At 47.6% G+C, this 19,558-nt stretch carries 19 protein-coding genes and 1 tRNA gene; 14 read left to right on the forward strand and 6 right to left on the reverse strand.

Annotation, left to right across the window (positions count from 1 at the left end; translation table 11 throughout):
- The first annotated feature begins 3 nt into the window (after positions 1-3).
- The 4 genes from D0A37_RS27855 (at position 4) to D0A37_RS27870 (ending at position 5,507) form a co-directional block, all read left to right on the forward strand.
- Positions 4-360, forward strand: coding sequence for an STAS domain-containing protein (locus D0A37_RS27855; protein ID WP_242719482.1), 357 nt, complete (start codon positions 4-6; stop codon positions 358-360).
- A 220-nt stretch (positions 361-580) separates the two neighbouring features.
- Positions 581-2,464, forward strand: a complete 1,884-nt coding sequence (locus D0A37_RS27860) for a glycoside hydrolase family 2 protein (RefSeq protein WP_242719484.1) — start codon at positions 581-583, stop codon at positions 2,462-2,464.
- A 181-nt stretch (positions 2,465-2,645) separates the two neighbouring features.
- Complete coding sequence (locus tag D0A37_RS27865; protein WP_242719486.1) at positions 2,646-3,764, forward strand: glycoside hydrolase family 1 protein; 1,119 nt, start codon at positions 2,646-2,648, stop codon at positions 3,762-3,764.
- Positions 3,765-4,703: 939 nt separating this feature from the next.
- Complete coding sequence (locus D0A37_RS27870) at positions 4,704-5,507, forward strand: phytanoyl-CoA dioxygenase family protein (RefSeq protein ID WP_242719488.1); 804 nt, start codon at positions 4,704-4,706, stop codon at positions 5,505-5,507.
- Positions 5,508-5,930: 423 nt separating this feature from the next.
- Here D0A37_RS27870 and D0A37_RS29635 read toward each other — a convergent pair whose 3' ends face one another.
- Positions 5,931-6,080, reverse strand: a complete 150-nt coding sequence (locus D0A37_RS29635) for a pentapeptide repeat-containing protein (RefSeq protein WP_445242455.1) — start codon at positions 6,078-6,080, stop codon at positions 5,931-5,933.
- A gap of 953 nt (positions 6,081-7,033) precedes the next feature.
- Between D0A37_RS29635 and galT the strand changes: the two genes are divergently transcribed.
- Positions 7,034-8,119 (forward strand): galactose-1-phosphate uridylyltransferase, encoded by a 1,086-nt coding sequence (gene galT / locus D0A37_RS27875; RefSeq protein ID WP_242719490.1) that lies wholly within the window; start codon positions 7,034-7,036, stop codon positions 8,117-8,119.
- A 47-nt stretch (positions 8,120-8,166) separates the two neighbouring features.
- On the opposite strand, the gene D0A37_RS27880 is transcribed toward galT, so the two are convergent.
- Complete coding sequence (locus D0A37_RS27880; protein ID WP_242719492.1) at positions 8,167-8,316, reverse strand: hypothetical protein; 150 nt, start codon at positions 8,314-8,316, stop codon at positions 8,167-8,169.
- On the opposite strand from D0A37_RS27880, the gene D0A37_RS27885 reads away from it, so the two are divergent.
- The gene (locus D0A37_RS27885) at positions 8,304-9,419 is read left to right on the forward strand and encodes a M24 family metallopeptidase (protein ID WP_242719493.1); all 1,116 of its coding nucleotides are present in this window, start codon (positions 8,304-8,306) and stop codon (positions 9,417-9,419) included. The two genes, D0A37_RS27880 and D0A37_RS27885, sit on opposite strands and share 13 nt — an antisense overlap.
- A gap of 128 nt (positions 9,420-9,547) precedes the next feature.
- Complete coding sequence (locus tag D0A37_RS27890) at positions 9,548-11,800, forward strand: family 1 glycosylhydrolase (RefSeq protein ID WP_242719495.1); 2,253 nt, start codon at positions 9,548-9,550, stop codon at positions 11,798-11,800.
- Here D0A37_RS27890 and D0A37_RS27895 read toward each other — a convergent pair.
- Positions 11,741-12,238, reverse strand: coding sequence for a hypothetical protein (locus D0A37_RS27895; protein WP_242719497.1), 498 nt, complete (start codon positions 12,236-12,238; stop codon positions 11,741-11,743). The genes D0A37_RS27890 and D0A37_RS27895 overlap by 60 nt on opposite strands.
- A gap of 232 nt (positions 12,239-12,470) precedes the next feature.
- Here D0A37_RS27895 and D0A37_RS27900 point away from each other — a divergent pair, with 232 nt between their 5' ends.
- The 3 genes from D0A37_RS27900 (at position 12,471) to D0A37_RS29245 (ending at position 14,369) form a co-directional block, all read left to right on the forward strand.
- Positions 12,471-13,541, forward strand: a complete 1,071-nt coding sequence (locus D0A37_RS27900; RefSeq protein ID WP_242719499.1) for an IS630 family transposase — start codon at positions 12,471-12,473, stop codon at positions 13,539-13,541.
- Between the two features lie 176 nt (positions 13,542-13,717).
- Positions 13,718-13,984: a hypothetical protein gene (locus D0A37_RS27905; RefSeq protein ID WP_242719501.1), complete on the forward strand. Its 267-nt coding sequence runs from the start codon at positions 13,718-13,720 to the stop codon at positions 13,982-13,984.
- A gap of 250 nt (positions 13,985-14,234) precedes the next feature.
- A complete protein-coding gene (locus tag D0A37_RS29245) occupies positions 14,235-14,369 on the forward strand; it encodes a hypothetical protein (RefSeq protein ID WP_278187125.1) in 135 nt (44 codons plus the stop codon).
- A gap of 482 nt (positions 14,370-14,851) precedes the next feature.
- On the opposite strand, the gene D0A37_RS27910 is transcribed toward D0A37_RS29245, so the two are convergent.
- A tRNA-Glu gene (locus tag D0A37_RS27910) sits at positions 14,852-14,924 on the reverse strand.
- Here D0A37_RS27910 and D0A37_RS27915 point away from each other — a divergent pair.
- Positions 14,895-15,254, forward strand: coding sequence for a hypothetical protein (locus D0A37_RS27915; protein WP_242719503.1), 360 nt, complete (start codon positions 14,895-14,897; stop codon positions 15,252-15,254). The genes D0A37_RS27910 and D0A37_RS27915 overlap by 30 nt on opposite strands.
- Before the next feature lie 80 nt (positions 15,255-15,334).
- Here the strand turns inward: D0A37_RS27915 and D0A37_RS27920 are convergent, their stop codons facing one another.
- Positions 15,335-15,616 (reverse strand): hypothetical protein, encoded by a 282-nt coding sequence (locus D0A37_RS27920; protein WP_242719505.1) that lies wholly within the window; start codon positions 15,614-15,616, stop codon positions 15,335-15,337.
- A gap of 31 nt (positions 15,617-15,647) precedes the next feature.
- Between D0A37_RS27920 and D0A37_RS27925 the strand changes: the two genes are divergently transcribed.
- Positions 15,648-16,214, forward strand: coding sequence for a hypothetical protein (locus tag D0A37_RS27925; RefSeq protein WP_242719507.1), 567 nt, complete (start codon positions 15,648-15,650; stop codon positions 16,212-16,214).
- A 17-nt stretch (positions 16,215-16,231) separates the two neighbouring features.
- The gene (locus tag D0A37_RS27930) at positions 16,232-17,950 is read left to right on the forward strand and encodes an ATP-binding protein (RefSeq protein ID WP_242719509.1); all 1,719 of its coding nucleotides are present in this window, start codon (positions 16,232-16,234) and stop codon (positions 17,948-17,950) included.
- A gap of 145 nt (positions 17,951-18,095) precedes the next feature.
- Here the strand turns inward: D0A37_RS27930 and D0A37_RS27935 are convergent, their stop codons facing one another.
- The gene (locus tag D0A37_RS27935; RefSeq protein ID WP_242719511.1) at positions 18,096-18,344 is read right to left on the reverse strand and encodes a hypothetical protein; all 249 of its coding nucleotides are present in this window, start codon (positions 18,342-18,344) and stop codon (positions 18,096-18,098) included.
- Positions 18,345-18,671: 327 nt separating this feature from the next.
- On the opposite strand from D0A37_RS27935, the gene D0A37_RS27940 reads away from it, so the two are divergent.
- A complete protein-coding gene (locus D0A37_RS27940) occupies positions 18,672-19,433 on the forward strand; it encodes an FkbM family methyltransferase (protein ID WP_242719513.1) in 762 nt (253 codons plus the stop codon).
- Positions 19,434-19,558: the final 125 nt, after the last annotated feature.

The following is a 19,558-nucleotide window of genomic DNA, read 5'->3' on the forward strand; positions in this document are numbered from 1 at the left end:
AAAATGAACGTTCTAGTGAAAATTGTTTTGTCTCATGAGGTTTTGGAAAATTCTCAATTTGCTCAGTTTCAGAAAGAAATACAGCGCCTCATTGAAAACGGTGGCAAAATTCTTATGCTGGATTTTTCAAAAATAAATTTCCTGAAAAATTCCGAGTTAATGGCTGTAGTGGCGATCGTGAAATTAGTTAGAGACAGCCAATGTATACTTTTGATCTCGGCCATGAGTGAACAAGTTAGAATTCTCTTTGAACTCACGGGACTACAGCAAATATTTCATTGTTTGCCGTTTGCGGAAGACTTTTATCTCAAAAGTGAGCTAACTGAACCGTTAGGAGGTTTGCAAAGTCTGGCTAGCTAGAGAGAGGGGGAGAGGGGGAGAGTGGGGTATAGGAAAAATCTTCCTGGTTTTTTCTTCCTGGTTTATTGTTCCTTCTCCTGACTAATGACTTCAGCACAAGAGACCCTTCAGATGAGGCTGTTTTAATGGGCAGAACTTTTGCAAATTAATCAGCAAAAAACTTGTCAAAGTGGTGGTAATTGTAGCTAACCTATAAATATAACTTTGGGTAGATGTGCCGATGAGTTGGTTAGGTAGAGAACTAGAAAATTGCGAGATAGAAGAGTCTTCCACTCTTGATAGTAAGGTGACTGTTCAAGGGCGGAAAACAGGTTATCCGCGCCCCCAATTGCGCCGGAGCAACTGGATTTGTCTCAACGGTCAGTGGAGGTTTGCTTACGACGACGCGGGCCACTGCGTGCAGCCGATCGATATTACTGAGTGGACTCACACTATAGAAGTGCCGTTTGCTCCAGAATCGGTAAAAAGTGGGATCGGGGACACGAATTTTCACCCCAACTGCTGGTACGAGCGCGAATTTGACGTACCCCATACAGAAGGAAGAACTCTCCTCCACTTTGGGGCCGTAGACTACCGCGCCCGCGTCTGGGTAAACGGTCAGTTTGTCATCGAACACGAAGGCGGACACACTCCTTTCACCGCAGACATTACAGCAATTGTAAACCCCAACGGGCCGCAACGGGTGACAGTCTGGGCCCAGGACGACCCGCAAGATTTGGAGAAACCGCGCGGCAAGCAAGACTGGCAAATAGAGCCACACAGTATTTGGTATCCGCGCACGACCGGCATTTGGCAGACAGTCTGGGTAGAATTGGTGCCTCACACTTATATCGAGCGCATCCGCTGGACTCCGCAGTTTGAACGCTGGGAAATCGGTTTTGAAGCGTTTGTCGCGGGCGATCGCAAGGAGGGAATCCAGATTAAAGTTAAACTGTCGATCGGCTGTTTGCTGCTAGTCAACGACACCTACGAAGTCATCAACGGCGAAATCCACCGCCGTATGGCCCTCTCCGACCCTGGTATCGACGACTACCGCAACGAACTGCTGTGGAGTCCCGAAAAGCCGACGCTAATTAACGCTCAAGTGCAGTTGTGGGCCGACGGCAAACTGCTCGACGAGATTAAATCCTACACGGCCATGCGGACTGTCAGCATCCAGCGCGATCGCTTCATGCTAAACGGCCGCCCCTACTATTTGCGACTGGTGCTCGACCAAGGTTACTGGCCCGACACCATGATGACTGCCCCCTCCGACGAAGCTTTGCGCCACGATGTCGAATTAGTCAAAGCAATGGGTTTCAACGGCGTCCGTAAGCACCAAAAAATCGAAGACCCCCGATTTTTGTACTGGGCTGACGTGTTGGGGCTCCTAGTTTGGGAAGAAATGCCCAGCGCCTACCGCTTCACTCCCAAAGCCGTGCAACGGCTGACGCGGGAGTGGACGGAAGTCATCGACCGCGACGCCAGCCACCCCTGTATCGTAGTCTGGGTTCCCTTCAACGAATCTTGGGGAGTTCCGAATTTAGTCGAAGCCGCAGCCCACCGCAACTACGTGCAAGCGCTGTATTTCTTGACAAAAACCCTCGATCCGACTCGCCCCGTCATCGGTAACGACGGCTGGGAAAGCATCGATACCGACATCCTGGCGATTCACGACTACGACAACAACCCGCAAACCCTAGCCAAGCGCTACGGGCCCGAAGTCCAGCTAGCCGATTTGTTCGATCGCGGGCGTCCGGGAGGGCGCATCCTCACCCTCGACGGCCACCCGCACCAAGGACAGCCGATGATGCTGACAGAATTCGGCGGCATCGCCTGCGCCGGCCACGAAAACCCCGATTTTTACAGAGTTTGGGGCTATGTGCGTGCGTGGGACACGAAGGAACTGCAAAGGCGCTACACCGCGCTGCTGAAGGTGGTAAACAAAGTGGAAATGTTCAGTGGATTTTGTTACACCCAGTTGACCGATACTTACCAAGAAGCTAACGGTTTGCTGTATGCCGATCGCACTCCCAAGTTTCCCCTAGAGACGATGGCCGCGGCAACTCTCGGCTGGGATATTCCCGAAGAAAGTTCACCGCCACAAGCTATTACTCAGTGCTAATTGGGCATTGGCAAAGGAAAAAGTAAAAATCTCAGATTTTTTTCTGATTTGATTTGGACTTTTTACCGATATACTTCTTACAAAAATAGCGTTTGTAGTAAGGACTTTAGTTTTTTCTAATGAAGATTTAAGGGCTCAAGTCCTGACTACCAACGTGAATGCCCCATTACCCATTCGATTGATGTTTCAAAGTTTTTTCATGGGTGGCTTTGAATGTTCCACCCAGAGATTGCTATCGGGAAAACGCCTCAATGTAACAGCCGCCACCGGCCACGATAAATTTGCAGTCGCCGACTACCAACGTTTGCAGCAGCAAGGCATTTACACAGTCCGCGAAGGTCTCTGCTGGCACTTAATTGAACAGTCGCCCGAAAAATACGATTTTTCCAGCGCCCTGCCAATCATCCGCGCCGCGCGCGACACAAAAATGCAGGTAATTTGGGATTTGTTTCACTACGGCTGGCCCGACGATATTGATATTTTCAGTCCCGAATTCGTGTCCCGGTTTGGCAATATGGCGCGCGCTTTTATGGAACTGTTGACTGAGGAAACCGACCAAACACCTTTCGTGACACCTGTCAATGAAATTTCATTTATTGCCTGGGCCGCCGGCGATGTCGCCTACCTCAATCCCTTTGCCCGAGGAAGGGGAGACGAACTCAAAATCCAGTTAATCAAAGCAGCGATAGCAGCAATAGAATCAGTTTGGGAAGTGAATCCCCGCACCCGCATCGTTCACCTCGACCCCGTAATTAACATTATTCCCCATCCTGACAAACCCGAGGAGCGGGACGAGGCGGAAGGTTATCGCTTATCTCAATATCAAGCTTGGGATATGTTGGCGGGACGCTTTTGCCCCGAACTCGGCGGCCAGGAAAAATATCTCGATATTATTGGGGTGAATTATTACGATCGCAATCAGCGGATTCACAATGAAGGCCCGATTAAATACAACGATCCGCTGTACCGCCCGTTTCGTGAACTGCTGCAAGAAGTGTTCGAGCGCTACGGTCGCCCCTTATTCGTATCAGAAACAGGCGCTGAAGACGATTTTAGACCCGTGTGGTTTAATTATGTGTGCACGGAGGTAGTGGCGGCGATGAAAGCAGGAGTTCCGATAGAGGGAATCTGCTTGTATCCGATTGTTAACCATCCGGGTTGGGATGACGACAGGCACTGTCACAATGGTTTGTGGGATTATTGCAATGAATCGGGCGATCGAGAAATCTACCAGCCTTTAGCAGACGAATTACAGTATCAAAGACAGCAGATTGAACTCTTGATGAAGTCGCACAAGTAACAAGTCCAAACTTTACGAGGACACTTGGCCAACAACTTGGTTTCTACCAAAAATCGTCTTGAATAGCCACCAAATATTGCTGAAAAACCAAGTTTTGGGGAGACGGTGCGTAACTCTACTTGAGGGTGTGCAATGCGCGCCTTACCACTATTTGCGAGGGAACATCCCGATTTGGCAAATAGACTGCCAGGAGGTCAAATTCTTGACACTCCCCGGCGTGCACGCACGGGGATTCTTTAATCTACGAGCCACTTGCTGAGGCAGGATTTCTCCAACAACAGTATACGAATTGCTTCATCTACTGGATTGAACTGATTCTGTTTCCCGTAGGCTTTAAACTAAAAAACTAGCAGGGCTTTACCTCGGGTATTTATGTTATATCGTTTGACATAAGACTGCCCCTCACAGTAAAGAAAGTTTACAATATAACTCGTATTGCTGATGAAGCAAACATTTGACTGGGAGACTTTAGTCTCCCGTGATCTTTCATCCCTGGAGTGAAGTCACAGGGTTTTCAGCTTATTTCCTATAATGTAAACGTTTTAGCCAAGTTCGAGCGATCGTGCGGGCTATTTCAATTCTTCTGCCTGAAACACTACTTAGAAAATATCCTAGGCTATCCTGTGAATTGGGGAACGGAGAAAGCTGAGAGAGCGTATTTACAATAATCGTCGGTTCTCCAGGAAGCGCTCCGCAGCTTTTAAAGATTAGCGACTTAGTATTTAATATAGCTCGGGTCGCTGTTAAGCGAATCAGCATTTTTATCTAATTTGAATAAAATAAGTACGAATACCGGCACCCTCGGTTTAAAAATTAAAATCAGGGATAATACTTAGCAATAAAATGCTGAGTTAGCTGTTCCGTAACAATTTATTAAAATCGGCTATTTTAGCTTTCTACGCCACCACAAAAGCCGAAGGAAATGCTAAAAATTAAAATATGAAGCAACAACGGTATAATCAACAACAAATTGACTCGTTCGCCCAAACGGTATTGAACGATGGCTATTGCGTGTTGCGCGATCACTTTTCCACCGCAACACTGAATGTTTGGCGCGAAACTTTTGCGCCCTTGCTACAGGATCATATTGAGCGCGAAGGTAAACTTCGCAATCGCGGCCCAGCTCGTTATTATGTTACCCTTCCTTTCAACGCTCCCTTTGCCGATCCCAGTATTTATGAAGATGAGGATGTGCTAGCGCTGGTTGAGCGTTTGGTGGGCGAAGATGCGGTGATGTGCCAGTTGGCGACTGACACGCCATTGCTGGGTTCTGAGTATCAAGATGTGCACCGGGATGCGCCACCGCTTTTCCCCGAAGCTGGGATAGAAACGCCGCCATTCCAGTTAGCAGTTAACTTCCCCCTCGTTGATATGACGCTGGAAAATGGCCCATTTGAGGTGGTGCGGGGTACGCACATGATCTCCAAGGCGGAAGGGTTGCAGCGCATGGAATCGGGTGAGATTAAGTTAGAGCCGGTTTTGATGAAAGCGGGAGATGTGATGATCCGCGATGTGCGGGGGCTTCACCGGGGTACCCCTAACCGCACGGAAATACCGCGCCCGATGGTAGTGATTGGCTACAGCAGGCGCTGGTTCTATCGCCCGGAGGTTTGCATTCACATTCCCCGTGCTTCCTTCGATACACTTTCGGAACGCGCTCGCCATTTATTGCGCTTTAATCCGATTGTTGAATCCCTGGAAGAGAAGCCGGCAGTTGAGGTTTATCAAGCGTTTGCTTACTAATAAAAAATGTGATAGGCGTTCGCTCTGTAACAGAAAAAGGGCGATCGCTTTTGCTTTATTTATGATATTCCACCGCTTGCAAAAGTCTCGAATTGGTAATTTGTCTTGAACACAAGCCGTTAACTCATTTGTGTTTATATGTGTTGATATATGGTTAAAAAAAGACTTTTATAATTCACTTGGGCCCACAGGGGCGGGGATTTGAGGGGCGAAGTGAAACGGACGGTTCGCTATCGTTCTACATACAAATAGAACTACTTCTCCAAAGAATAATTACCTCAATATTTGGGGACTGCGAGTAATTTGCCTTCGGGACTCCTATTGATTTTGTTGCTGGAATGGCACAAAGGCAAAGGACGCAGAGAAAAAAAGATTCTTTTGTCTTTTCACTTTTTACTTTCACCCCAGTCCTAACTGTTTCCTTCAGGTTGCCGGTGTATTCTTTGCGCTTTCCAACCATTGCACATTCTCCCACCCTGTAGCCTCATTCCAGGAAATGTTTCTGAGGTTTGCACCACTGAGGTTTGCACCACTGAAGTCTGTGCCATAGAGAAAGGGACGGCTGTTAATCACACAAAAACAAGCAAACCGTTTGGGGGTGGAGCCTTACAGCCATAGAAGTCCTACAAGTGGAAAAATGCTGTTTTCTACTGGATACCGATCGAGTCTTACCAAAATGCTTCTGTTGACCTGCTGGCCACTGTCACGGGAATTAAGGTCAGCCATAGCAGTCAACACAGACTTGTGTAGCGTCAATAATTTTCTGATTCTCAAGCGTCTGGGGCGATGGCACAAGTCAGCATAGATGGCGGTAAAGTACGACTCCGATACTAGCGGGGACTTGCGTGTCAGTAGCGGGATTATCAAGGCAGTTCGCTGGCAAGACCTTTATTATGGCGCTTTCTTCCCAGATAACTGCCATCTGAGCCGATTGGGTGAATAGTCAGCTACTAACTAATCCTGTAATGTGTTTAGGATCTCGTCCGGTGATGGTGCGGGTGAATTTCTTCAAGGAAATTACTACCTGTTCACAACGGCAGGAAATCTCAGACTAATATCACCTGAAAATAAATCTTGATAAAGTTGGTGGCCAGCGCCAGCGCATAAAACAAGCTGAGGTTTTGTTATGGCGCCCTTGGGTGGAGGATGCGCCTGCCATTGTTGACAACTGCCACAGTCGGCAAGTTATTAATTTCCGTGTCCACCTCAAAAAACACCGTCTCGGCCTTGTAGAGTATCAGACAAGTCAACAATTGCAACCAAGCTCCATCGGTTCGGCAGCGGTAGAATCAGCCGTCAAGTAGATAGGTAGAAGGCTAAAAATTTCCGGGGCAGGGGTGGAAATCCGAAAGTTTTTCTCAAATGTGTGGCAACTGCGTTGTGCCACATTGAATGGTGAATTTGCGGTTTAATATTTTTCCACGCATCGGGATGCTCCCATTTGCGACTTTAGGTAGGGGCGGGTTTTTCACACAGGAAGTTATACTTCCAAAATATCTTAAAGCCGATCGCCCGCCCCTACCAAAATGCACTCCCAAACATTGCTAAAACCAGACGGCCGTCCACTGACACTCTACAGCCGCTACCCAATCCCAGAAGGTATCGTGGCCGTAAGTCCCAGCAATGAACCCGTAGAGGCGAACCCGCACTTTCGCTGGCATCCCTTGCGGGGGGAATGGGTAGCATACGCCAGCCACCGTCAGGGAAGAACTTTCATGCCGCCGCCGGAATACAACCCGCTGGCTGCTACAATTAACGCTAAATTTCCGACAGAAGTGCCGCCGGGAAATTACGATGTAGCTGTTTTTGACAACCGCTTTCCCTCGTTGACTTTGCAGGCAAAAAACGCACCTGCAAATATTGTCGAAACTTTGCCTGCTAAGGGCATTTGCGAAGTCGTTGTTTTCACTCAAGATCCGCTGGCTTCCCTTGGTTCTTTGGAGTTAAGTCACTTGGAATTGTTGTTAGAAGTCTGGGCCGATCGCACTTCAGTTATCGGCAGCAATCCCGAAATTGAATACGTCTTGCCCTTTGAAAATCGCGGCGTCGAAGTCGGAGTAACTTTGCACCATCCCCACGGTCAAATTTACGCTTATCCGTTCGTGCCACCAGTGCCGGCGCGGATGTTAGAATGTCAGTCGGTTTACTATCAAAAACATAGTTCCGGGTTGCTGCAAGATTTGATTCAAAAAGAGATTGCTGACCAACAGCGAATTCTTTATTTAGACTCCGAGGCGATCGCCTTTGTCCCCGCTTGTGCCCGCTACCCTTACGAAGTGTGGATTGCGCCGATCGCCCCGGCTGCTACATTTATCGATTTGACGGAAAAACAGCGTCAATCACTCGCTAAGGCCTTAAAAACAGTCACCCTCAAATATGACGGTTTGTGGCATCGCCCATTCCCTTATTTGATGGCTTGGTTTCAAGGGCCCACAGACGGGAAACCCCATCCAGAAGCGCATTTGCACGCCCAATTTTATCCGCCCTATCGATCGAGCGATCGGCTAAAATATTTAGCAGGAACCGAACTCGCCGCCGGAATGTTTGCCAACGACGCTTTACCCGAAGAAAAAGCCAAAGAATTACAAGCCGTATCGGTCAATCTCTTTTAGATTTTAGATTTTAGATTTTAGATTTTAGATTTTAAATCTAGGAAATGCTAACTAAAATCATGAACTTTCTTCCTTCTTCCTGACATCCCGTACATGGCTCGTTGCCGCACTTCCTTCTTCCTGACATCCGTTATATCCGTTACATCCCGTACATAATCCGTTGCCGCACTTCCTTCTTTCATATATGATAAACTCATTCAACCAAGAAGTCGATTTCAAACTCGAATTCATCCGCAAAGCCTTAACAGAAACAAAAGCGGTTGCCCTTCGCTTGCGCGGCACAGACTGGTTTGCCTGGGCAACAGCCGGCGGTTCCCATACAGTATTGCTAACCGCAGAAACCGGAGTTGCAGAACTTTTAATCACCGCCGAAACGGCTTGGGTACTCACCGATGAAATCGAAGCCCAGCGCTTGCAAGACGAAGAATTGCCAACCAACTTTCAAATGCACATCTATCCTTGGGCAGATGTGGCACAGCGCGAAGCTTTTGTCAAAGAAATTACTGGTGACGGTAACGTCATGAGCGATCGGCCAATTTATCCCAAAGAAACGCCAATAATCGCATCTTTACAGTCTCGCAAACAGACAATGATGTCAAGCGAATTAGAGCGATACCGGCGAGTGGGAAGTTTAGCCAGCGAAGCGATGACAGAGGTACTTTCTGCCGCCAAACCAACATGGACAGAATATCAGCTAGCGGGAGCCGGTGCAGAGGCTTTGTGGGCCAGAGGTTTGCATCCAGCCCTGACATTAGTTGCTGGAGAAAGGCGTTTGCCGCTGTACCGCCACGCCACAGCAACCGCCGAACAAATTGGGCGACAAGCAATGTTAGTATTTTGCGCCAGAGGATGGGGTTTGTATGCAAATTTAACCAGGTTTGTCTGTTTTGGTTCCCTAGCCGAAAAGGATGCACAATTGCACCGACAAGTCAGAGAAATTGAAGCCGCAGGGTTGAATTTTTGCCAGCCAGGAGTATCGCTGAATGCGGTTTATGATACGCTGAAAACTACTTACGAACAGCACGGATATCCTCAAGCAATTCGGGAACACCATCAAGGCGGAACTACTGGATATTTGGCGCGCGAAGTTGTGGCGAATCCGGCTACTTCAGATATTTTAGCAGAAAATACGGCTATGGCTTGGAATCCGAGTTTGTCGGGAGCAAAAATTGAGGATACGTTTGTAATTCACAGCGATGGAACGTTGGAAAATTTAACTTTCGATCCGAATTGGCCGAGTGTAGAAGTAGCGGGAAGGTTGCGGCCAGTGCCGCTGGAAATAGGGGGCGATCAGCTTTAACTTATATATTGGGGATCGGTTCTCCGGCCCACCCCATAAAAACTGATCTATCTATCTAATTAATGTCGTCACTAATCTAAAAAACAAATATGTTTAATATGCAACCCCTGTATTAGGACACTAATCTAATGAACACAGAGCCGATGGCTATCGGGCCCCTAGAAGTATGGGCTGGACTAGAATGCACTGTTAACCGCGTGGGCGACGAGTATTTCGACCAGTTGGAGCGCAACGGTCACGCCACGCGCCTGGATGACCTCGACCTGTTTGCAGAACTAGGCGTGCGTGCCATCCGCTACCCCGTGCTGTGGGAACGGACTGCACCCAATGGTTTAGAGAGTGCTGACTGGTCGTGGCCGGATGAACGGCTGGGTCGTTTGCGCGAACTCGGCATTCATCCAATCGTTGGTCTAGTTCACCACGGCAGTGGTCCCCGCCATACCAGCCTCATCGATCCAGCCTTTCCCGAGAAACTTGCCGAGTTCGCCCGTGCGGTTGCAGAGCGCTATCCGTGGGTAGACCGTTACACCCCTGTCAATGAGCCCCTGACCACGGCGCGATTTAGCGGACTCTACGGTCACTGGTATCCTCACGGACTCGATGGAGAAACCTTCGCCCGTGCCTTGCTTACAGAGTGCCGTGCCACTGTACTCTCGATGCGGGCAATTCGTGAGATAAACCCTGCCGCACAACTGGTGCAGACTGAGGACTTGGGTAAAACTCACAGCACGCCCCTACTCGCGTATCAGGCAGAATTTGAGAACGAGCGCCGCTGGTTGACCTTCGATTTGCTGTGCGGTCGCTTGAATCGGTCTAGCCCCATGTGGGGCTACCTATGCTACTTGGGCATAGAGGAAGCCGAGCTCGATTGGTTTCTGGAGAATCCCTGCCCGCCAGACGTGTTGGGGCTTAATTATTACGTAACCAGCGAACGCTTTCTAGATGAACGCATAGAAAACTACCCAAACTTCTCGCCTTCGGGAAACGAGCAACACAAGTACATCGACATAGAGGCAGTGCGTGTCTGTGCTGAGGGTACAGCCGGTTTCGGTGCGCTGATGAAAGAGACATGGGAACGCTACGGGCTACCCATCGCCGTGACAGAAGCACACCTCGGTTGCACTCGCGAGGAGCAACTCCGCTGGCTTTATGAAATATGGCAGGCAGCGCTTTCTATGTGCCGCGAGGGCGTGGACGTGCGTGGGGTGACTGTTTGGTCTCTCTTGGGTACGTTTGACTGGAATGTTTTGCTGACCCGCGCCGATGGCTACTATGAGTCGGGAGTATTTGATGTGCGTGGTTCCCATCCCCGCCCGACCGCCCTTGCCCGGATGGTAAGGGATTTAGCAGAGGGACGCAAGCCCGACCACCCCGTCCTCGACGTGCCTGGATGGTGGCACCGACCTGTGAGGCTGCTTTATCCACCTTATAGTTGTTGCGTAGATGGGCAGCAAGAGAACTGGGTTATGGGGGCTGAAGACTGGCGAGTGTTCAAGAACATGACTAATTCCCAATTAGCAATTACCAATCCCCCGCCTTTGCGTCCGCTGGCAATTATTGGAGCCACAGGAACGCTGGGCAAGGCTTTTGCCCGCCTGTGCGATATCCGGGGCATCCCATACCACCTCCTGACACGCCAGGAGATGGACATTACCGACCTCGCGTCTGTGCGTGCCGCTCTTACTGAGTTGCATCCGTGGGCAGTTGTGAACGCTGCTGGGTACGTTCGCGTGGATGATGCGGAGCGCGAACCTGACATCTGTCTGCGCGTGAATGCTGAGGGCCCAGCTATCCTCGCTGCTGCTTGCGCTGATGTGGGAGTGGCGCTGCTTACGTTCTCATCAGACCTTGTATTCGATGGGGCTTGTGCTACCCCTTATGTAGAAAGCAACGCTGTTGCACCCCTCAACGTGTATGGGCGCAGCAAAGCTCTAGCGGAGGCGGGGGTCTTAAAGGCTGATCCCTCAGCCCTAGTAATCCGCACGAGTGCATTCTTCGGGCCGTGGGATGAGTATAACTTCGTTACCCTCGCACTGCGTCAGTTGGCTGCTGGGCAGACGTTCGTAACCGCAGAGGATTCCGTTGTTTCGCCTACCTATGTCCCAGATTTGGTGAATGCCAGCCTCGATTTGTTAATTGACGGCGAGTACGGCTTGTGGCATTTAGCTAATAAGAGTGCGATCACTTGGACCGAGTTGGCGCGACTGGCGGCTTCTGTAGCGGGTATTGATGCGTCTGGTGTCGAAGCTCGTCCTACGCGAGAACTTGGTTTTGCCGCTCTCCGTCCCACTTACAGCGTTCTCGGCAGCGAGCGGGGCTTACTACTCCCGGATCTTGACCATGCCATGTCCCGGTACTTCGCCGATCGGCAAAGCTGGTAAAAGGGTGATACCGCCTAGCACAACAGCACCAACAGCTATACCGCCGCCACCAGCCGCGATCGCTCCACCGCCAAACCATGCTAAAGTTGCATTCCAAGCAGCCGCTCCGCTGAGAGTTGAGATAGCTGTTGCCGTGCTTGCTGCTCCTAGTGAAGTAACAGCACCAATAGCACCGCCGTAACCTGCTGCGGCTGCTCCAGCAGATTTAACGCCAGCCATAAAATATTGTTCTGCTCCTACCGCCGCAGCTTTGTACTCCTTCATCTGCTGAACTGAAAAATCCATCCCTTCTAAAAGCCGCTTTTCACTTTCTGAAGCCTTCCGACCACTATTTTCAAGGAAGGAAACAAAGCGCTTAATTGTGCTTCTTATGACATTCAGTTGCAGTTGACCGTACTCTTCGGCTAATCTGTTTGTGGCTGCTTCTTCTCTTTTCAAATTTTCAACCGCCAACTCGAATCGCTTTTGAGCTTCCTGGGCAAGTTCATTAGCTTTCTGACCGGGCTAGAATGAAGGCATAAAATACTTTTAAGTTTGATTTTTAAGTCGGATTTTTCGACATCTTAAAAACAGGCGATTTTTTAGATACTTTGGCTTAATATAGCAATCCTAAATCATTATCATGATTGTGATACAATTATATGCAATACTCGATCGTGACCATAAAAAAATGAATAACTTACAACTGCAACAAAAAGATAGGCAAAAAGAAATAGATTGTTTAGAATCTTTCATTAAAAGCGATATAGATGCCAGAGAACTAAAACGAGCAATAGCTGTAAGGATGGCGCTCTCAGGTAATATCTACCATGAGATCAGCAAAATTTTAGGTATAAGTAATTTTTTTATTGGTTATTGGAAAAAACAATTTAAAACCAAAGGCATCGCCGGAATCAAACTAGGACATAAAGGGTCAAAAGGGTATTTAACAGCTCTACAAAATACTGAAGTAATCGAGTGGTTAAGAAATAAAGAATATTGGAATTTAGATGAGCTAGTTACTTATTTAGAACAAGAATTTGGTGTGATATATAAATCAAAACAGAGTTACTATGAACTTTTTGACCGGGCGAAAATTAGTTGGAAAAAAACTCAAAAAATTAATCCTAAATTTGATAAAGAACTGGTAAAAAAAAAGACGGAAGAAATTAACGATATTTTATTTAAAAACAAGGCTGGTATAGAGTCTGGGGAAATAATAGTATTGTTTTTAGATGAATGTCATCTACTTCATGGTGATCTGACTGGTTATGTTTGGGGTCAATCCCAAATCCGAATTGAAGTCCCAATTACCAATGAAAAAGATAGACAAACTTATTTTGGCGCACTCAATTATCAAAGCAAAGAATTCCATGTTCAGAGCCATCCATCTGGTGATGGAAAATCAACAGTTAAATTCATAAAATACTTACAAGATAAATATAAAAATCGCAAGATTATCTTGATTTGGGATGGAGCTAGTTATCATAAATATGGAGAATTTAGAGACTTTTTATTAGAACTCAATGCTGCCAAAGAACCTGCTAATTGGTCAATTACTTGTATTTTATTTGCTCCCAATGCTCCCCAACAGAACCCCGTTGAAGATATTTGGTTACAAGCTAAAAACTTTTTAAGAAAGTATTGGTATTTATGTAGGTCTTTTAAGATTGTCAAGTTTCTGTTTGAGTTTTTTACTAACGAACATAAATTTGATTTCCCCAAAATACGTCAATATACTTACACACAGAAAATCATTTAGGATTGCTCTAGATATAGAAAATCATTTAGGATTGCTATAACTCTGTCCTGGAGAAAACTCTACCTCGCAAGAAGTGAGCCTTGCCCGAATTTCCTGTGTAAAATTAATCACGATCCTGCTTTCCCTGATACTAATCTCACTACCTTTAACAAAGAAACTAATAAGCATTAGGAATCGTGTTAGACTTTGATTATAAAAAATCCAGAAACCTATCCCCTGCAATAGCATCCTCTAACGATCGCTTCTCCGAAGCTGCCCGCGACTGGGACTTAGAAACTCTTTACACAGACCTAGCATCCGCCAAGGGAAAGCGGCTCACGCCCACAGAGAAACCACATCTACGGAGTTTACTCTGCGGCTACAGTCCCGCCGAAATTGCAGCAAGGGTCAGTAAAAACCCCAAGGGAATTGCGGTAGATTTCTGTACTACTTTATACCAATAGGTAAAAAATCTTGTAGGTAAAGCTGATGAAAAGGTAGAAAACAGGAGGAAGATTTGTGAATGGCTGGAGGACGCAGGATATAAAACTCAGCCGTCTCCCGAACCTGAATCAGGTGATTGTTTATCGGCAAAAATTATAATAAAAAAAGCAAATGTAGTTCTTGATAAAAATCAAATCATAGTTGATATCAACCTGCGAATCGTCGCTTCCTCCCCTTCAGAAATTCCCATTATAGAAAACTTCGATATCAATGGCAATGGTGCAAACTAACGAAAAGGCGATCGAACGCATCAGCTTAATGTTAAACCGACCGTCGGGCAATCCGTCAGTCCGCCAGCAGTTTAAACCCCTGCCTCAAAGCAAAAGTCCTCTTGCATACGACTGAAGAACTCATTAGTTCTCGACCGAGGACTTAAGGTATTAACCAGGGACTTAAGACAGGGGTTGAAACCTCTACATCAAAGAGGAGTTAGAGAGGCACACTATATATAATATGCCAAAAAAATGATCTCACTTTTTCTCTCATAAAGAGCGATCGTCACGAGATTAAAAACTTGATGGCTCAAAAAATCACGAACTCTGCTGTTCAACAAGAAATAAACGTAACCCTGGCAGGTTTAAATTCTCTTTAATTGGTAATTAATTGCTAATTGTGATAATTGATTTAATCAGGGGAATTACGAATCAACCCCAAAGAAACCAAACTAAAGAAAGCGGGTTTTTGCGGTTGCTGCAGGCTGTGACCGGTCTTCTGGGCAAAAACCAGGTTTCTGGCTACCCGTGGGTAAGTCCTAATAGCAATAAGGGCGGGCCAAATGCCCACCCCACATACTAGATATCAGTTTGATATCAGACTTAAATTTTCAATACCCCCAGGGGAATTCGAATCCCCGTCGCATCCGTGAAAGGGATGTGTCCTAGGCCTCTAGACGATGGGGGCGCGTTGCGTTTGCTTGTGTTCCGCACCTTTATTACCTTAACTAATCTTTCCCAATCTGTCAACTACTTGGCGAAACTTTTTTTTCTACTCGTGCGAAAGCTAGTCACAGTAGGCTTTGAGGATACGATCGCAATTGTCGATCGCCCCGGAGGTGAGCAATCTCGAACCGGGGGTGTTCTGGGTGGGGATGCCCAAACAAGCGACGCGGGCCATCTGGCCGAACTTCATGGCGATCGAAGCATCGCTCCCAAAACAGCTAATTGCCCCCAACAGCACCTCTACGCCGGCTGCTGCGTGCAGTTCCGCAATCCTTCATCGTACAGTCGGTAGTCGTCCCGAACCAGCAAAGCCGGGTTGTCGCCGTCAAGAATCGGCTATTGAGCCACCAAGCTTGCAAATTTCCCAAGCAATTAGCACATCCAACGGCTGGCGCTGCGTAAAATACAAAGCTGCGATCGCCTCGGCTCCTTCACCGACGACACCAAATAAACATTCACCGCAGGCTCTTTCAAACATTCCGCCAGAGCCAGCCAAATAGCCATAGAACCCTTGTTCTCCAGGCTGTAGCTCATCATCCCATCCTTCACCCGCAACGGGCGTTTACGGTGCTTTCCCACCACCATCCGCGTTGCCGATCGAATTCCCGCCGACGCTAATTCATCCGATACCTTTACCGAAGAAGAATTCAGCATTCAGGAACCAGAATGGATTCTGTGCGACAGGATGGAGAATCCAGGTGTCAAGCCCCCGATTTTAATCGTGGAGCAAAAAAAATTCTTTCATTACCGAAAACCCTCACTTCAGGCATGGGGTATTCTGAATTCTAAATTCTGTCTTCTGACTCCTTCTCATTTTTTTCGATCCCGGCATTTTCCCACTCTCAAGAAACATCTTCCTACTGAGCTTTTTGAGGAGATTCGTCGGGGTTTCACCTCACCCCCGGACAAACTGGTGACGCGAGCAAGAGCCGAGCAACTGCAGCCATTACTGGTGGCGGATACACTGCTGGCTAACAAGGGCTATGATCCAGATCAGCGTGTGATTGACCGCCTCAATGCCGAGGGGAAGACCACCGTGATTTCACCTCGCCGCAATTGCCAGACCCTGGAAACTTACGATGCTCAATTGTATAAAGCCCGTAATTTGAGTAAGAACTTTTTCCCCAAGCTCAAGCAGTATCAGGCAATCGCTACGCGCTATCACCCTAGGGCGGTGAACTTTCCGGCGTGCGATTCTTCTGGCTGCTGCGGTCATCTGGTTGAATTGATGACACCCCCTAAATTAACTTGACAGTGCCGTAAACTAATATGCCTGACCTCTTGAGCACCTTCTTTTCTAATAATTTCATTCCCCACGGGCATTGTTACCTCTGGAAACCGGGGTTAGTCTGGCTGCACTTAACGTCAGATGCCTTGACTACCCTGGCTTATTTCTCGGTGGCGGTTGCCATTGTTTACTTTACGAATGAGCGTAAGGATCTGCCGCCCCACACGGTGATACTGCTGGTGGGTTTCTTTTTTATCTTTGCCTTATGTGGCACGACTCACCTGATGGGAATAGTGACACTTTGGCACCCCATTTATTGGGTTTCAGGACTGATCAAAGCTGTCACTGGTCTTTGGTCTTTCTATACGTTCACCTTTTTACTGATTCCCTTAATTCCAGTGGCACTCGATACGCCCAGTCCAGCTCAACTTGCCCTTACAAACCAGGAACTAGAAAATAGTCGCCGCCGTATCCAGGCGATTAATGTGGAGCTAGAGCAACGGGTGCAGGAACGCACTTCCCAACTGGAAGCGTCTAATCGCACCAAAGACGAATTATTGGTGCGTGAACAAGTAATTCGGGCAGAGGCAGAGGCCGCTAACCGTGCCAAGGATGAGTTTCTCTCGATTCTTTCTCATGAACTCAGAACTCCTCTCAACGCGATCTTAGGGTGGTCAACGATGTTACGGCAAAAAAACCTGAGTGAGGATAAGGTGGCGCGGGCTTTGGAGACGATCGAGCGAAACGCGAAGTCTCAAGCCCAGCTTATCGAAGACATCCTCGATGTTTCTCGCATCATCACAGGTAAACTGCGCCTCCGAGTCCGTCCTGTCAACCTCGTGCCGGTGATTGAATCGGCGATTGAGTCTGTACACTTGGCGGCTGAGGCAAAGTCAATTCGCCTGCAAAGCGTGCTCGATTCTGAAGCTGGCCCGCTCTTGGGTGATGCCGATAGGTTGCAGCAAGTTGTGTGGAATCTTCTATCTAATGCCCTCAAATTTACGCCTAAAAACGGGCGAGTCCAGATTCGTTTGCAGCGGGTTAATTCCCATGTTGAAATTACTGTCAGCGATACTGGAACAGGCATCAGCTCGGATTTTCTACCGTTTGTCTTCGATCGCTTCAGCCAGCACGACAGCACGACCACTCGCAGTTATGGGGGGTTGGGTTTAGGGTTAGCCATTGTGCGTCAATTAGTTGAATTACATGGCGGGACTGTAACGGTAGTGAGTCCAGGGATAGGACAGGGGACGACCTTTACAGTCAAACTGCCCGTGATGATTATCCATCTACCACCCAGCGATCCAGAGCCATTAAACTCGCTCGTCGAGTTTAAGGGGAGGTTTCAGGCCTCGCCAACCCTTGAAGGCTTACACATCTTAGTGGTAGAGGACGAGGCTGACGCGCTAGAGTTACTGAGCACGATTCTCGAAAAGTATGGTGCTGATGTCATGGCTGTTGGTTCGGTCAAGGAGGCCTTGACCATTATCGAAACCGCAACCGATCGCAGGCTCGATGTATTAGTGAGCGATATTGGGATGCCGGATGAGGATGGCTACTCCCTGATCCGCAAGTTGCGTCAACTTGAAGCGCAGCGGGGCGATAGGCTACCCGCGATCGCGCTGACGGCTTATGCCCGGAATGACGATCGTCAGCAGGCACTATTAGCAGGTTTTCAGATGCACTTGACCAAACCCGTAGATGCTGCGGAGTTAGTGGCGGTGGTGGCCAGCCTCACCGGACGTACAAGCAGGTGCTAAAACCCAGGTGTTCTTGAACAAATGTTGCGTTTGAGAATAAGAGGCTTCTTGTCAGCTTGGGGTGAAGGCTAGCGGTTGTGGCAAATCAAGCTTGTGAGTGTTGTCTCCAGCACAAACCTCTGCTAACTTGATTCAGGTAACAAATCTACGGTGTCAAGGATAGGAAGCACTCAGAGTGGTTATCAAGTAGACCCTGCATGAGTGCTAGATTCTCTAGGGTGCGAATTTCATCTTTGTCAGCCGTAATGGCGATCGACTTTTGGGGATTGCGGTCGGGAATTAGGGCGATCGCATTGTTGGCACGATCGAGCCAAGCATTCACTCCCGGATCGGCAAATTTTTCCATCAACCGCTGGTTAATTTCTGCCTCCGCAGCCCTGGGAAAGTGGAGCATTACTAACTTTTCAATTGTGGGGAGCCGTCCATCGAAATCTCACATTTTTCACTTCCGTGTTTTGAAGCGCATTTTGACATATATTAAAGCAGATTTACTCTCCATTTACTCTTCTTATGAACCAAAAAATAACTCTCTGTAATGATATCTAGCGCATTCTCAACAAACTCGTAATCAGCCGGATTGGTTGACTAAAACTCTCGCCTTCAGGTTGAATTCCCCGAGATAAACTGGATTCAAAATCGGGGCCAAATGTGAATTATTACCTAGAGGCTTTTCCATCATCTAAGGTTATTTTAAAATTAAAACAAATCTCAATCTCTGCCTATGCTTGTCCATAAACTTCAGCAACTCGTGCAGCGCCAAATTCGAGCCAAAAAGTTAGGGATTAAATTTAACAGAGTGGCTAATTTTCAATTGCCAGAACAATTAATTGTGCAAGGAAAACTGCATCAAGTAAACGTACCTTCAGAGAAAGGCATGGATGGAGAATTTATAGAAGTCCTTTTAGACGACTGCTACGGAGTCGAGCAATTATCTGAATCGCTGATGACAATTATTGATATTGGAGCCAATGTCGGCTTATTTCCGATTGCTGCGAGGAACAGGTTTCCCCAGGCCGTAATTCACGCCTACGAAGCTAATCCCTACTTAGAAAATTACCTCAAACATCAATCTGAAATCGCCAATTTTACATATTTTATGGAAGCAGTAGGGGGTCGAGATGGTAAAGTAGTCCTCGACATTCGGGAAGTTTCGGGAAAAACCCGATCGACAGTTAGCGAAAGCGGCGAAATACCAATGATATCCTTTCGCAGGGCGATCGAGCGAATTGGTGGTAGCGTCGATTTAGCCAAAGTAGACTGCGAAGGTGCAGAATGGCTGTTATTTGAAGATCGAGATACTTGGCAACTGGTGCAAAACCTTTCTTTAGAATATCACTTGTGGTCTGGTCACACTCACGCGGAAACCCGACAAATTATTGAAAACTTAGGATTTCGGATCGGAAAGCAAATACCAATAGATAAATGGTATGGCTCGATTTTAGCATCTCGAACCTGCAACCCTCAAGGATATAGCAGATGTTGAAGAAGGAAGGAGTCAGAACGAAAAAGCCAGAAGAAGTGTTTTTACAAATATGAGATGCTCCCGATTGCTATAGATAAAAATCTTCTGATAAACTATAGATAAAAAACCTCAAAATTTAGGATACG

Source organism: Microcoleus vaginatus HSN003, assembly GCF_022701255.1.
GTDB classification, from domain to species: Bacteria; Cyanobacteriota; Cyanobacteriia; order Cyanobacteriales; family Microcoleaceae; genus Microcoleus; species Microcoleus vaginatus_B.